Origin of the sequence: Pseudomonas sp. CFBP 13602 (assembly GCF_014842725.1) — a bacterium.
GTDB lineage: Bacteria > Pseudomonadota > Gammaproteobacteria > Pseudomonadales > Pseudomonadaceae > Aquipseudomonas > Aquipseudomonas baltica.
Map to the genome: position 1 here is coordinate 291,156 of NZ_JACYVT010000001.1, position 13,376 is coordinate 304,531.

The following is a 13,376-nucleotide window of genomic DNA, read 5'->3' on the forward strand; positions in this document are numbered from 1 at the left end:
CATGGGTCGTAGGAGCGGTCATCGGCCGCGAAGGGCTTGGCGCGGTGTGCCTGATGGAACGCGGTGTGGCCTTCGCGGGCAGAGCCCGCTCCCACATGGGAGTGCGGGCTTGACCTTCCCATGGTGGCAAGGGTCACAGTCCAGGCATGGGACGGAAGGAGGAAAACGTCATGGCAGCAAACGAAGGTGTCGTCGAGCTGGGTATCCACGGCATGACCTGCGCGTCGTGCGTGGGGCGGGTCGAGCGAACCCTGCTCAAGGTGCCAGGTGTGACGGCAGCGGCGGTCAACCTGGCCACCGAGCGCGCTCGCGTGGAAGGCCGCGGCGTGGACGCCCAGGCCCTGATCGCCGCCGTCGACAAGGCCGGCTACAGCGCCAGGCCGCTTGAGCACACTCCAGACGCCATGGCCCAGGCCAATCAGGAAAGCCAACAGGACGCCGCGCGCCTGCGGCGCGACCTGGGCTGGTCGGTGATGCTCTCGCTGCCCGTGGTGATAGTGGAAATGGGTGCGCACCTGATACCGGGCTTCCACGCCTGGATCCAACTGCACCTGAGCCAGCAGGATAACTGGCTGCTGCAGTTCGCCCTGACCACGTTGGTGCTGATCACCTGCGCCAGGCGCTTCTACCTCAAAGGCACCGTGGCGCTGCTGCGCGGCGCGCCAGACATGAATTCGCTGGTGGCGGTGGGCATCCTTGCCGCCTACGGTTTTTCCCTGGTGTCCACGTTCGCCCCGCAGCTGCTACCCAGCGCTACGGCCACCGTGTATTACGAAGCGGTGTGCGTGATCATCTGCCTGATCCTGCTGGGCCGCACGCTCGAAGCACGCGCTAGGGGCCGCACGTCCCAAGCCATCAAGCGCCTGCTCAGGCTCCAGCCACAGACTGCCTATGTGCAACGCCAGGCGGGCTTGATCGAAATCCCGCTGGAGCAGCTGATACAGGGCGACGTGGTGCAGGTTCGCCCCGGCGAGCGGATTGCCGTGGACGGCACGGTGCTCGCCGGCGACAGCTTCGTCGACGAGTCGATGCTCACCGGCGAGCCCATGCCGGTGCGCAAGCAGCCCGGCGACCAAGTGGTCGGCGGCACCCTCAACCAGAACGGCACGTTGCAGCTTCGAGCCACCGCCTTGGGCAGCGCCAGCATGCTGGCGCGGATCGTCGCCATGGTCGAACGGGCCCAAGGCAGCAAGTTGCCGATCCAGGCGCTGGTGGACCGGGTGACATTGTGGTTCGTGCCGGTGGTCATGGCACTGGCACTGGCCACGTTCATCGGTTGGTACTGGCTTGGCCCGACGCCAGCCCTGGGCATGGCCCTGGTGCACGCGGTGGCCGTGCTGATCATCGCCTGTCCGTGTGCGATGGGCTTGGCGACGCCCACCTCGATCATGGTCGGCACCGGCCGTGGCGCCGAGTTGGGCATTCTGTTGCGCAAGGGCGAAGCATTGCAGCAACTGAGCCGCGCGCGAGTCGTGGCACTGGACAAGACCGGCACGCTCACCGAAGGCCAACCGCGCCTGACCGACCTGCAGCTGCTGCCCAACTTCACCCGCGAGCAGCTATTGCCTTTGCTCGCAGCCGTGGAAGCGTTGTCCGAACACCCGTTGGCACGGGCCATTGTGACAGCGGCGCAGGACGCTCGGCTCGACTGGCCCGAGGCCCGGGATTTTCAGGCGCACACCGGCCATGGCGTGCGCGCACGGGTCGGCGCGCAGGACGTGGCCATCGGTGCAGAACGCTACATGACGCAACTCGGCGTGGACACGAGCCCGTTCGCCAGCGCTGCACAGACGCTGGCCGAACAGGGCAAGAGCCCCTTGTATGCGGCGGTCGACGGCCAACTGGCGGCGATGATCGCCGTGGCAGATCCGCTCAAGTCGACTACCCCGGCGGCTATCCAGACCTTGCACCGGCTCGGCCTGAAAGTGGCGATGATATCCGGGGATGATCGCCGAACCGCCCAGGCCATCGCCACCCAGTTGGGTATCGATCATGTGGTGGCGCAGGTTCTGCCAGAAGGCAAGGTGGCCGCCGTCCAGGCGTTGCAGCGCGAGTATGGCCTCACGGTCTACGTGGGTGACGGCATCAACGATGCACCGGCGCTGGCCCAGGCCGACGTCGGCATTGCAGTGGGCAGTGGCACGGACATCGCCATCGAAGCCGCGGATGTGGTGCTGATGTCGGACAACCTCGGCGCGGTGGCCACGGCCATCGCCTTGTCTACGGCAACCCTGAACAACATCCGCCAGAACCTGTTCTGGGCCTTCGCCTACAACGCGGCCCTGATTCCAGTAGCCGCGGGGCTGCTGTACCCGGTCAGCGGGCTGACCCTGTCGCCGCAGGTCGCGGCGGGAGCCATGGCACTTTCATCGCTGTTCGTACTGGCCAACGCCCTGCGGCTCAAGGGCTTTCAGGCACCTGCCAGGCGATCATAGACGCTGCCGGTCGATTCCGTTGGCCACGCGCAGGATATCCGCCATGACGGCCAAGGCTATCTCGGCGGGCGTCTTGCTGCCCAGGTTCAGGCCGATCGGTGCGTGGATACGCTGCTGGGTGGTCGCGTCCAGCCCACCGATGCGCTCGAGACGCTCGAAGCGCTTTTCGCTGGTGCGCATCGAGCCCATTGCACCGATATAGAAAGCCGGTGTGCGCACCGCCTCGAGCAGGGTCAGGTCATCGAGTCGAGGGTCGTGGGTCAACGCCACCACGGCGGTCGCCGAATGACAGCCGCCGTCGGCGATGAACACCGCAGGCAAGACTTCGTGCACGTGCACGCCGGGCAGGTCGAAACGAGCCAGCACTTCGGGACGCGGCTCGCAGAGGATCACTTCATAGCCAAGGGTCAGGGCGAACCCCGCGCAGAATTCGGCGACCGGCGACAGGCCGGCGAGGATCAGGCGCTGTACCGCGCCGATGCGAATGCAGATTTCTTCGTCGCTGACCCGCACCCGTGCATCGCCCATGTGGCCTGCACGGATGCTGCGCCGATCGCTGCCAGGCACCACCTGCCGCGCCAACAGTTGGCCGCCGGCGAAAGCCTGTTCGATGTGCGCCAGATGCTCCAGCGTGGCTGCATCCGGCGCGAGGTATTCGACCAACACGTCGAGAACGCCGCCGCAAGGCAGCGCCATGGTCGGCGCCAGGCCGCCGTCGCCGTAGCGCACGACCTGATTGACCGGTGTGAAATAACCGGCAGCGACACGCTCCAGAAAGTCGTCTTCCACACAACCACCGGACAGCGATCCGCAATGTTCGCCATTGTCCAGCGCGACCAGCATCGCCCCCGGCCCGCGTGGGGCCGAACCGTAGGTCGACAATACCGTGCACAGCCATACGCCCCGGCCCTGGCCGAGCCAGGTCCGGGCCTGCTGTATGACCTGCAGATCAAGCTGCTTCATCTATTGATACCCGCCATCATCCTGCGCAATGTGCCGGCGCCCTGCCCTGCGACGCTCGCTCTGGTGCAACAGACCGCACGTACAGGGCAATAGTTTTCCGCAGACCGTGAAAGGATGACGGCAGGGGCTTGCGACTAGGACCCGCGATAGGTGCTGAAGCCGTAGGGGCTGAGCAGCAAGGGAATGTGATAGTGCTGCTCGGTGTTCTTTACCTCGAAAATCACCGGGATTTCCGGGAAGAAGGTTTCGTGCCCGACCTTGCGGTAGTAGTCGCCGGTCTTGAACACCACCCGGTATTCACCCGGCGCAAAAGTGCGCTGTTCCGGGTAGAGGCCGGCGATCCGGCCTTGCTCGTTGGTCACACCCTGCCCCAACGGTTGCCACTGGTTACCCGAATGCTGCTCCAGGGTCACTTCGATACCGGCCGAAGGCACACCCGTTTCCAGGTTCAGTACGTGCACGCTCAGGGGGTTGGCGGCCATCGCGAGGCTGGACAGGGAGGCCAGGCTGGCGGCCAGGATAATTTTCTTCAACATGGTGTATTGCTCCTTCAAGAATGAATGGCCAGACCGACGGATTCGGTGGCCTTGATTGCGCAGGCTTCGTCCTGCTCGGCGCCGCCGGCACCGGCGATGCCGATCGCACCGACCAACTGCTTGCCTTCGTAGACCGGCACGCCGCCGCCCAGCAGCAGCAATTGCCCCAACGAGGTCAGATTGGCGGCTTCAGGGTTGTTGCGGGCACGCTCGGCGAACAGCCGCGTCGGCGTCTTGGTCGACAGCGCGGTATAGGCTTTCAACCGCGCGGCCTCGGTGTTGTGCGGGCCAACGCCGTCGCCGCGTTGCTGGACGATGACGTTGCCGCCACGGTCCAGCACCGCCACGGCGGCCACGCAACCGCTGCCACTGGCCAGCCGCTGCGCGGTCGCCAGGTCCAGGTCAGGGTGCTGGGCCAGGGCGGCGTGGGCCTGGGTGGTGAGCAGACAAGCCAGGGTGAATGTCATGCAAAGGGCTTTCATCGAGCATCTCCGTGATCAGTGGCTGGCACCTTAGCAATCCGGTCACGACAGAACCCCGTCGGAGCGATTACAACTTTGTAATAGGCAATCGGCCGCCGGGGGCCTAGCCTATGCGCGGGTACAGGAGCTGAACGATGCGTGTGTTGCTGGTTGAAGACGAAGCGAAAACGGCGAATTTTCTCGCCAAGGGCCTGGGTGAGTCCGGCTTTGCCGTGGACGTGGCGCTCAATGGGCTGGATGGGCGCTACCTGATCGAGCAGCAGCCCTATGACCTGGTGATCCTGGACGTCATGCTGCCCGGCCTGAACGGCTGGCAGTTGCTCAAGCTGATTCGTCAGCAAGGCGCGACACCGGTGTTGTTCCTGACCGCCAAGGACGCCATCGAAGACCGAGTGCGTGGGCTGGAGCTGGGCGCCGACGACTACCTGGTGAAGCCGTTCGCCTTCGCCGAACTGCTGGCACGCGTGCGAACGCTGCTGCGCCGGGGCGCGGTGCGCGAGGTCGAGCATTATCAGGTGGCAGACCTGGAGGTGGACGTACTGCGCCGCCGGGTCAGCCGCGGTGGACAGCGCATCAACCTGACCAACAAGGAATTCGCCCTGCTGCACATGCTGATCGGCCGGCCCGGCGAGGCGCTGTCGCGCACGCTGATCGCCTCTCAGGTGTGGAACCTGAATTTCGACAGCGACACCAACATGGTGGAAGTGGCGGTCCGACGCTTGCGGGCCAAGGTCGACGACCCGTTCATGCCCAAGCTGATTCACACCGTGCGCGGCGTGGGCTACCGGCTGGAGCACCTGGATGAGTGAACGCCGCCACTCCCTGGCCTGGCGCCTGGCGCTGGCCGTGGCGGTGGTCTGCTCACTGGTGATGAGCGTGGTCGCGGTGTTTCTCTACCGTTCGCTGGCGGCCGAGATCGCCTACCGCGACGACATCGCGCTGCTCGGACGGCTCGAGCAGGTGCGTACCCTGCTGCACGACAGCGACAGTCTGGGCGCACTGCAGCAGCGTCCGCAGCTGTATCAGAACATGCTCGGCAATCAGGAAAGCGTGCTGCGCGTGCGTCGCGCCGATGGCAGTGTGGTGTTCGAGATCAACCCCCACGGCGAAACCTTGGGCGATCCACCACGCATCGGCCTGGCTCGGCGGCCGAGCCGGGCCGACATTCGCCTGGACCACGGCGCCTCGTTGCTGGCCGGCGACGCTGTCGGCCCGGCCGGCGAAGCCTTGACGGTGATGGTCGGCAAACGCCTGCACGAGCGCGAGGCGATCCTGGCCAGCTACCGACTGCGCCTGTACCTGGCAGTGGCTGCCGGGGCGCTGCTGGCCTGGGTCATCGGCCTGTTGCTGGTGCGTCGCGCCCTGACGCCGTTGCGCGAAATGGCCGACGCGCTGGCGTTGATCGATCTGCGCAATCTGCACCGGCGACTGGCCGATACCGCCGCGCCGGTGGAGCTGCAGGCGCCGATCCAGGCGCTCAACGGCATGTTGGTGCGGCTTGAACAGGGCTTCGAACGGCTGTCGCAGTTCTCCGCAGACCTCGCCCATGAAATCCGCACGCCGCTGCATAACCTGTTGGGCAGCACCGGCCAGGCACTCAACCAGCCTCGTAGCGTGGACGAATACCGGGAACTGCTCGGCTCTAACATCGAAGAGTACGAGCGGCTGAACCGCATGGTGGAAAACCTGCTGTTTCTGGCACGTGCCGACCACGGGCAGCGGCCGGTGCACTTGCAGGCCATTGACCTCACCCACCTGGGCGAAGAACTCTGTGATTATTTCCAGCTGCTCGCCGACGAGCGCGGCGCCGCCCTGCAGCACGCGCTGCACGGCACCCTGCAGACCGACCTGCAATTGCTGCAGCGGGCTCTGGGCAACCTGCTCGCCAACGCGGTCCGCCATGCCCGCCCCGGCACCACGGTGCTGCTCAGCCGCCACGACGAGGCTGGGTTCGTTGGTCTGACGGTGCGTAACGAAGGCGACACCATTGCACCCGAGCATCTGGCGCGATTGTTCGATCGTTTCTTCCGCGTCGACCCGTCGCGCACGGAACCGGGAGACTCGGGTGGCCTGGGCCTGGCAATCGTGCAGTCGATCATGGTTCTGGTGGGCGGCAGCGTGAGTGTCCACAGCGCTGAAGGCGTGACCAGCTTCACTTTGAGTTTTCCCGATAAAGGCGCTTTGGAGTCGTGAAACGCAGGGTCATAGCGACACTTCATCGGCTGGATAGAAAATATCTCTGAGCAATACCGGTTTGCCTGCGGTCGATTTCCATAGTGGTTACAGACCCAATCCCGCAAACCCGTACCAGGAGATTTCAAATGGCCGTTGCCAATGTGAAACAGGAACTCAAGACCGTGTCGTCCGTGAAGGCCAAGGCCGAGAAAGGCGAAGGCGCCAGCTTGCAGAACCAGGCCCAGGTCGGTCAGGAACTGGCAGTATTGCTGTCTGACGTGTTCGCGCTGTACATCAAGACCAAGAACTACCACTGGCACATGAAAGGTTCGCACTTCCGCGACTATCATTTGCTGCTGGAAGAGCAAGCGACCCAGATCTACGCCATCACCGATGTGATTGCCGAGCGCGCCCGCAAGATCGGCGAGCCGACCGTACGTTCGCTGGAGCAGATGGTGCAACTCAAGCGCCTGGCCAGCAGTGAAGTGGCTGACCTGTCGCCAGAAGACATGCTGACCGAACTGCATGACGACAACCAGTCGCTGGCTGCCTACATGCGTACCACCCACGGCGTCACCGACGAAGCCAACGACCTGTCCACTACCAGCCTGCTGGAAGAGTGGATCGACCAGGCCGAAGAACGTGCCTGGTTCCTGGGTCAGACCGTCGGCAAGTAATGGCTGTGGTGGGTGTTTGACGCTGGCATCAGTCCTGCGTCATTGCATCAGTGAGCATGAGCGTGGTCGGGGGCATTCAGTGCCCTGGCCAAGGCTTCAACTTCCAGAGTTTCCTCCTCCCCTTGTGCGTTCTTGATCTTCAAGGTCAATGGCACCGCGTCGCCCTCCTTCACTTGCGTTATCAAACCCATCAGCATCACGTGATAGCCATTGGCATCGAATACCACGGGCTCGCCCGCAGGCAGGCTGACTTCGTCGACCGGGAGCATGCTCATGACATCGCCGTTAATGGTCGACTGGTGGATTTGCGTGTCTTTGGCGACGGGTGACTGGACGCTGATCAGGGTGCTGTCGGAGTCCGCTGTGAGGGTCATGAACGCACCTGTAGCGGGTTGCCCCGGCACAGTGGCGCGCGCCCAGGCATCTTCGACCGTGGTCTGGGCCATGGCGTAGCCGGTCAGGCTCAGGGCTGCCAGGAGCGTGGCGAGTTGACGGACGGTGTTCTTCTTGGCAACGGGTTTCATCAGCAGACTTCCATTACGGTGAGCAGATCCTCGGCGCACTCTTGTGCGGTGAGGGAATGGGACAACCCCAGGCGCAGCACGCCGCGGGAGTCGAAGACGTAACTGGTCGAGGTGTGGGAGATGGTGTAGGTGTCGCCGATCGGGACCTTTTCGTAGAACACCTTGAACTCCTTGGCGACATCGGCGGTTTGTTCCAGGGTGCCGCGCAGGGCCACGAAGGTGGGGTCGAAAAGCTTGACGTAGGCGTCGAGCACTTCGGGGGTGTCGCGCTCGGGGTCCAGGGTGATGAAGATCACCTGCAGGCGGTCGCCGTCACGGCCCATCAGCTTCTTGGCCTGGACCGCCCGCGCAAGCGTGGTCGGGCAGACGGCCGGGCACTGGGTGAAGCCGAAGAAGACCATGGGCATCATGCCGCGGAAGCTGGACAGGGTCTTCTCGTTGCCTTGCGGATCCTTGAGCCGGAAGGTGCGGCCGAGGATCTCGTTGCTCAGGTCTTTGCCGTGCTTGAACGACAGCTTGTTGCTGTCGCCACATCCGGCCAGCGCGCCGAGACCGAGGATGCCCATGCCGGCGAGTACTCGACGGCGGGTCGGAAAATCGTTCATGCCATTGTGCCCTCTGGAGAGGGCCGCAGTTTAAAGGCCAACGCTACGCTTGGGCACCGCAACCTGTCACATTTTGTTTAATCGCGGCCGATGATCGGTCCTATGCATGTACCGAGATTCCACGTAGGAGCGGTCCGTGGCCGCGAAAAGGGCAGCGCGGTCATTCAGGCATACCGCGTCACGCCCTTCGCGGCCGATGACCGCTCCTACGGAGGTGCCGGGATTCCACGTAGGAGCGGTCCGTGGCCGCGAAAAGGGCAGCGCGGTCATTCAGGCATACCGCGTCACGCCCTTCGCGGCCGATGACCGTTCCTACGGAGGTAACGTGACTCGCCGCACTTCTAAAAGACCGACCAGCCGATCCGTTCGCTGAGCAGTTCGAGGGCCGCCATGCCGGCCAGGGAATTTCCGGCAGGATTGAGCTCCGGCGACCAGACGCAGACGGTGAACTGCCCCGGTACCACTGCGACGATGCCGCCACCCACGCCGCTCTTGCCAGGCAAGCCGACGCGGTAGGCGAAGTTGCCGGCCTCGTCATACAAACCGCTGGTGGCCATGATCGAGTTGACCTGCTGGGTTTGGCGCCGACTCAACACCTGCTCGCCACTGTGCTTGCAGTAGCCATCATTGGCCAGGAAGCAGAACGCGCGAGCCAGGTCGACGCAGTCCATGCGCAGTGCGCAGTGGCTGAAATAGCTGCGCAGCACGGCCTCGACATCGTTGTGAAAATTGTCGAACGACTTCATCAGGTAGGCCATGGCAGCGTTGCGCGCGCGGTGCTGGTACTCCGACTCCGCCACCCGACCGTCGACGATCACCTGGGGGTTGCCCGACAGTCGTCGGGCCAGGTCACGCATGGACAGCGCCGGTGCGGCAAAGCGCGACTGGTTGATATCGCAGATCACCAGTGCACCGGCGTTGATGAACGGGTTACGCGGCCGACCGCGCTCGAACTCCAGCTGCACCAGGGAATTGAAGGGTTGTCCGGAGGGCTCGTGGCCCAGGCGCTGCCAGATGTCTTCGCCCGAGTGGCCAATCGCCTGGACCAGACTGAACACCTTGGAGATGCTCTGAATGGAAAACGGGGTATGCGCATCGCCTGCGCTGAACACCTCGCCGTCGTTGCCATACACGGCGATGCCCAGCTGCGCGGCAGGCACATCGGCCAGTGCCGGGATGTAATCGGCAACCTTGCCTTGTCCGATCAGGGGGCGGACGGCATCCAGTATCTCAACCAAAAGCGCTTGCATCGGGCTACTCGCATCATGGGATCAAGCCATAGACGGCCGCTCTCGCCTACGAATCACAGCCCTCTGTGGGAGCGGGCTCTGCCCGCGAAGAATGGCACGCGGTGAACCGGTAAAACCGCAGCGCACCCTTCGCGGCCACAGACCGCTCCTACAAGGGATTGCGCTTCCCCTGTAGGAGCGGTCATCGGCCGCGAAGGGCGTTATGCGGTAGGCCTGTCAGCGATAACCCCGCGCCTGCAGGTCGAACAGTTGCGCGTAGCGTCCGCGCTGGGCCATCAATTGTTCATGATCGCCGCGCTCCAGCACCCTGCCCTGTTCCAGCACCACGATATGATCGGCGTTGCGCACGCTTGAAAAGCGATGGGAAATCAGCAGCGTCATGCGGCCCTGGGCGTACTCGCGAAAATGCTCGAACACTGCCGCTTCCGCGCTGGCATCCAGCGCTGCGGTGGGCTCATCGAGTATCAGGATGTCGGCATCGCGGCGCATGTAGGCGCGGGACAGGGCCAACTTCTGCCATTGCCCGCCGGACAGCTCCTGGCCGCCCGCGAACCAGCGTCCCAACTGCGTGGCATAGCCGTGCTCCAGACCTTCGATGAACGGCTCGGCCGTGCCCTGCACCGCTGCCTCGCGCCAGCGCTGCGTGTCGTCGAACGCGCGCGTATCACCGACCCCCAGGTTTTCCCCGACACTGAACTGATAGCGGATGAAATCCTGGAAAATCACGCCGATACGCTGACGCAGCGCGTCTTCCTGCCATTCCTGCAGGTCGCTGCCGTCGAGCAGGATGCGCCCCTGGTCCGGACGGTACAGACGCGTCAGCAGCTTGATCAAGGTGGTCTTGCCCGACCCGTTTTCGCCCACCAGCGCCAGGCTCTTGCCAGGTACCAGATGCAGGTCGATGCCTTGCAACGTCGCGCGGCTCGCGCCGGGATAGCTGAAACCCAGCCCTTCGCAGCGCAGGCCATCGCCGGGCTTCACGCCCTGGGTGATATCGCCTTGCGCAGGCTGCACCGGGTAGGCCAGGTAGTCATACAGGTCAGCCAGGTAGAGGCCGTCCTCATACAAGCCGCCGATCGCCGTGAGGCTGCTGCTCACCGCGCTCTGGCCCTGCTTGAACAACACCAGGTACATGGTCATCTGGCCCAGGGTGATATGGCCGTTCACCGTATCGATGACGATCCAAGCGTAGGCCAGGTAGAACGCCGCCGTACCCAGCAGACCCAGCACGAAGCCCCAGCCGTCACGGCGCAAGGTCAGCCGGCGGTCTTCGCTATACAGTTTGGTGAAGGTATCGCGGTAGCGCTGCAGCAACAACGGCGCAAAACCGAACAGCTTCACCTCCTTGATATAGCCTTCGTGGGAAAGCAAGGTTTCGATGTAGTTCTGCCGACGCGTCTCCGGTGCGCGACGACTGAACAGGCGGAAGGCATCCCCGGAAAAATGCGCTTCGGCAAAGAACACCGGCAACGCGCCGACCACCAGAATCGCCAATGCCCAGGGCGAAAAGTGCACCAGCAAGACGCCGAAGCTGACCAGCGAGATCAGATTCTGCACCAGCCCCAGCGACTTGCTCACCAACGCCAGCGGTCGCGTGGACGCTTCGCGGCGCACCCGTACCAGTTTATCGTAGAACTCCGAATCCTCGAATTGCATCAGCGACAGGGTCTGGGCTTTCTCCAGAATCAGCGTATTGACTTTCTGCCCCAGTTGCACCCGCAGCAGCGCCTGCTGCACGGACAGGCCGCGCTGCGCCGCGGCCAGCAATGCCAGCACGCCGGCTTCCATCAGCACGTAGCGCAGCACTGGCCACAGGGGCGCCGCACCGGTTTGCTGGTGCAACTGCATGGCCGCCACCACCGCATCGACGATGCGCTGGCCCAGCCAGGCGGCCAGTGCCGGCAGGATGCCCGCAGCCAGCGTGGCCAGCACCAGCCCCAGCAACAGGCCGGGCGAGGTCGCCCACACCAACTGCAGGGCGCGCCGGGCCTGGCCCAGAAAAGTCTTGAGGCGGGAAAAGGCAGGCATCGACGAAAGCATTCCTTGAACGAGATAAATGGCCGCGGCCATGACACAATTTAGGTTCCAGCCCAAAGTCGACAACTGCGTGGCGGACTTATTCCAGGCACCCATGGTCATTTAACGGATGAATGCATTCAAATCTATCGCCCTACCCGTCTGGTTGCGTCGCGTCCTGCGGCCATTGCTCGATCCCTACCGCCGTTACCGGCATGCCCGCCTGATCCACGCGGCGCGCATCGTCGCCGCCCTGCTGGTGTCCATCCTGCTGACCAGCGGTTTCAGCCTGCCCCACGGCGAATGGGCCTCGGTCACCCTGCTGATCGTCATTGGCGGCCTGCAGCATCACGGCAACATCGGCAAGAAATCGGTCGAACGTGCCTACGGTACGCTCATCGGTGCCGCGCTCGGGCTGGCGGTGGTGGCCCAGCAGAACTACTTCGAAATGCCCATCATGACCTACCTGCTGATGTCGGTGGCGTGCGGCTTCTTCGCCTACCACGCCATCGGCAAGGGCGGCTATACCGCGCTGCTCTCGGCCATCACCTTGTTCATCGTCGCCGGCCATGGCGATAACCCAATCACCGATGGCCTGTGGCGCACCGTGGACATTCTCATCGGTATCGCCCTGGCGCTGGCGTTCTCGTTCGCCCTACCGCTGTATGCGGTGTATTCGTGGCGCTACAACCTGGCCACCGGACTGCGCGGCTGCGCGACCATCCACAGCCGCATCGTCAGCGGCCAGCCGGTGTCGGCCGACGAGCACTTGAAGCTGATGTCCAAGCTCAACGCGAACATGGTCCAGTTGCGCTCGCTGCTGCCGTCGGTGTCCAAGGAAGTGAAGATTTCCATGACCGAGCTGGACGCGATCCAGGGCCACTTCCGCATGTGCCTGAGCACCCTGGAAATCCTCGCCAACCTGCGCCCCAGCGGCACCGACCGCAATGCCATGGCGCAATTGCAGCAGTGCCTGAGCGGTGAACACCGGCATATTCGTCGACAACTGGTGGGCATGGCCCGCGCGCTGCGCGACGGTGCCACCGAGCGGCTCGAGCGCAACTATGCCGGCCTCGATGCCGACGCGCCCAATGTGGTGCCCGGTGAGCTGATCGGCTATCGCCTGTTGACCCTGCAGTTGGTCAACAACCTCGATGGACTGCAGCAACTGCTGGCCAAGACCGCCGGGCGCTGGAAGATCTGACCTGGGTTGCCGCCATGGGCAGCACACCGCCACTGGATTGAACTCCGTCGGTGTGGGCCGCCTCAAACCTTGCATGAGGCAAGAGCGATGGCCATTCCGGTCCATCACGCCGTTTCGAGGTCGTGCATGAACATCGATAAATTGAGTAGTCACGTCAACAATGGCGAGGTCAGCGAAGTGAACCTGGTGTCCATGGAAGGTGGATCGTACGTGCTGCACGCCATCCTGGAAGGCTTGTCGCAGCCGGTCGCCGATGCCAAGGGTGCGACCCTGCACGTGGCCTCGGTCGAGGAAGCGCGCAAGGTGCTGTCCGGTGTCGCCGATATCAAGCTGTTTCTGGTGCAGGGCAATGCCCACGATGAAATGATCGGCAACCCCGAAGAAGGCCACCAGGTCATGCGCGAAGAAATCCCCCTGCGTTCCAGCCTGTAAAACTCCTTTCTGCGCAACGACGGCGAACTGTCCACTGGCACATCCTTGGATGTGCCATGCTGCATGGCCCCTTCGGG

13 protein-coding genes are annotated in these 13,376 nt (G+C 63.9%); 6 read left to right on the plus strand and 7 right to left on the minus strand.

Annotated features, from left to right (window positions below; all coding sequences use genetic code 11):
* The first annotated feature begins 170 nt into the window (after positions 1 to 170).
* Complete coding sequence (locus IFU31_RS01285) at positions 171 to 2,435, plus strand: heavy metal translocating P-type ATPase (protein WP_192102055.1); 2,265 nt, start codon at positions 171 to 173, stop codon at positions 2,433 to 2,435.
* Here the strand turns inward: IFU31_RS01285 and IFU31_RS01290 are convergent.
* The 3 genes from IFU31_RS01290 to IFU31_RS01300 form a co-directional block, all read right to left on the minus strand.
* Entirely contained in the window at positions 2,430 to 3,398 is a 969-nt protein-coding gene (locus tag IFU31_RS01290; RefSeq protein ID WP_192102056.1) for an XdhC family protein, read from the minus strand. The genes IFU31_RS01285 and IFU31_RS01290 overlap by 6 nt on opposite strands.
* 134 nt (positions 3,399 to 3,532) lie before the next feature.
* Complete coding sequence (uraH, locus tag IFU31_RS01295; protein ID WP_185793421.1) at positions 3,533 to 3,934, minus strand: hydroxyisourate hydrolase; 402 nt, start codon at positions 3,932 to 3,934, stop codon at positions 3,533 to 3,535.
* 14 nt (positions 3,935 to 3,948) lie between these two features.
* Positions 3,949 to 4,416: a heme-binding protein gene (locus tag IFU31_RS01300; protein WP_192102057.1), complete on the minus strand. Its 468-nt coding sequence runs from the start codon at positions 4,414 to 4,416 to the stop codon at positions 3,949 to 3,951.
* A 134-nt stretch (positions 4,417 to 4,550) separates the two neighbouring features.
* Here IFU31_RS01300 and IFU31_RS01305 point away from each other — a divergent pair, with 134 nt between their 5' ends.
* The 3 genes from IFU31_RS01305 to IFU31_RS01315 all read left to right on the plus strand — a co-directional run bounded on the left by IFU31_RS01305 (position 4,551) and on the right by IFU31_RS01315 (position 7,268).
* On the plus strand, positions 4,551 to 5,225 hold the full coding sequence (locus tag IFU31_RS01305) for a heavy metal response regulator transcription factor (protein WP_122476993.1): 675 nt from the start codon (positions 4,551 to 4,553) through the stop codon (positions 5,223 to 5,225).
* On the plus strand, positions 5,218 to 6,609 hold the full coding sequence (locus IFU31_RS01310) for a heavy metal sensor histidine kinase (protein ID WP_122476991.1): 1,392 nt from the start codon (positions 5,218 to 5,220) through the stop codon (positions 6,607 to 6,609). The genes IFU31_RS01305 and IFU31_RS01310 overlap by 8 nt, the downstream gene beginning before the upstream one ends.
* Before the next feature lie 128 nt (positions 6,610 to 6,737).
* A complete protein-coding gene (locus IFU31_RS01315) occupies positions 6,738 to 7,268 on the plus strand; it encodes a Dps family protein (protein ID WP_122476990.1) in 531 nt (176 codons plus the stop codon).
* Positions 7,269 to 7,315: 47 nt separating this feature from the next.
* Here the strand turns inward: IFU31_RS01315 and IFU31_RS01320 are convergent, their stop codons facing one another.
* From IFU31_RS01320 to IFU31_RS01335, 4 genes are all read right to left on the minus strand, one after another.
* Positions 7,316 to 7,792, minus strand: a complete 477-nt coding sequence (locus tag IFU31_RS01320; RefSeq protein ID WP_192102058.1) for a copper chaperone PCu(A)C — start codon at positions 7,790 to 7,792, stop codon at positions 7,316 to 7,318.
* The gene (locus IFU31_RS01325; RefSeq protein WP_122476986.1) at positions 7,792 to 8,397 is read right to left on the minus strand and encodes an SCO family protein; all 606 of its coding nucleotides are present in this window, start codon (positions 8,395 to 8,397) and stop codon (positions 7,792 to 7,794) included. Before IFU31_RS01325 ends, IFU31_RS01320 begins: the two co-directional genes overlap by 1 nt.
* Positions 8,398 to 8,738: 341 nt before the next feature.
* Positions 8,739 to 9,647, minus strand: a complete 909-nt coding sequence (gene glsB / locus IFU31_RS01330; RefSeq protein ID WP_122476984.1) for a glutaminase B — start codon at positions 9,645 to 9,647, stop codon at positions 8,739 to 8,741.
* A gap of 216 nt (positions 9,648 to 9,863) precedes the next feature.
* Positions 9,864 to 11,675 carry an ABC transporter ATP-binding protein gene (locus IFU31_RS01335; protein WP_192102059.1) on the minus strand — a complete coding sequence of 604 codons (1,812 nt, stop codon included), beginning with the start codon at positions 11,673 to 11,675 and terminating at the stop codon, positions 9,864 to 9,866.
* Between the two features lie 118 nt (positions 11,676 to 11,793).
* On the opposite strand from IFU31_RS01335, the gene IFU31_RS01340 reads away from it, so the two are divergent.
* Positions 11,794 to 12,867, plus strand: a complete 1,074-nt coding sequence (locus tag IFU31_RS01340) for an FUSC family protein (RefSeq protein WP_192102060.1) — start codon at positions 11,794 to 11,796, stop codon at positions 12,865 to 12,867.
* 126 nt (positions 12,868 to 12,993) lie between these two features.
* Positions 12,994 to 13,299: a DUF6482 family protein gene (locus IFU31_RS01345; RefSeq protein WP_192102061.1), complete on the plus strand. Its 306-nt coding sequence runs from the start codon at positions 12,994 to 12,996 to the stop codon at positions 13,297 to 13,299.
* The last annotated feature ends 77 nt before the right edge of the window (positions 13,300 to 13,376 follow it).

What these genes read in the sequence shown, in the direction of transcription:
- IFU31_RS01290 (WP_192102056.1), bottom strand. Translation starts at nt 3,398, where the DNA reads ATGAAGCAGCTTGATCTGCAGGTCATACAGCAGGCCCGGACCTGGCTC.
- uraH (WP_185793421.1), bottom strand. Translation starts at nt 3,934, where the DNA reads ATGTTGAAGAAAATTATCCTGGCCGCCAGCCTGGCCTCCCTGTCCAGC.
- IFU31_RS01300 (WP_192102057.1), bottom strand. Translation starts at nt 4,416, where the DNA reads ATGAAAGCCCTTTGCATGACATTCACCCTGGCTTGTCTGCTCACCACC.
- IFU31_RS01320 (WP_192102058.1), bottom strand. Translation starts at nt 7,792, where the DNA reads ATGAAACCCGTTGCCAAGAAGAACACCGTCCGTCAACTCGCCACGCTC.
- glsB (WP_122476984.1), bottom strand. Translation starts at nt 9,647, where the DNA reads ATGCAAGCGCTTTTGGTTGAGATACTGGATGCCGTCCGCCCCCTGATC.
- IFU31_RS01345 (WP_192102061.1), top strand. Translation starts at nt 12,994, where the DNA reads ATGAACATCGATAAATTGAGTAGTCACGTCAACAATGGCGAGGTCAGC.
- IFU31_RS01340 (WP_192102060.1), top strand. Translation starts at nt 11,794, where the DNA reads ATGAATGCATTCAAATCTATCGCCCTACCCGTCTGGTTGCGTCGCGTC.
- IFU31_RS01285 (WP_192102055.1), top strand. Translation starts at nt 171, where the DNA reads ATGGCAGCAAACGAAGGTGTCGTCGAGCTGGGTATCCACGGCATGACC.
- IFU31_RS01315 (WP_122476990.1), top strand. Translation starts at nt 6,738, where the DNA reads ATGGCCGTTGCCAATGTGAAACAGGAACTCAAGACCGTGTCGTCCGTG.
- IFU31_RS01335 (WP_192102059.1), bottom strand. Translation starts at nt 11,675, where the DNA reads ATGCCTGCCTTTTCCCGCCTCAAGACTTTTCTGGGCCAGGCCCGGCGC.
- IFU31_RS01325 (WP_122476986.1), bottom strand. Translation starts at nt 8,397, where the DNA reads ATGAACGATTTTCCGACCCGCCGTCGAGTACTCGCCGGCATGGGCATC.
- IFU31_RS01310 (WP_122476991.1), top strand. Translation starts at nt 5,218, where the DNA reads ATGAGTGAACGCCGCCACTCCCTGGCCTGGCGCCTGGCGCTGGCCGTG.
- IFU31_RS01305 (WP_122476993.1), top strand. Translation starts at nt 4,551, where the DNA reads ATGCGTGTGTTGCTGGTTGAAGACGAAGCGAAAACGGCGAATTTTCTC.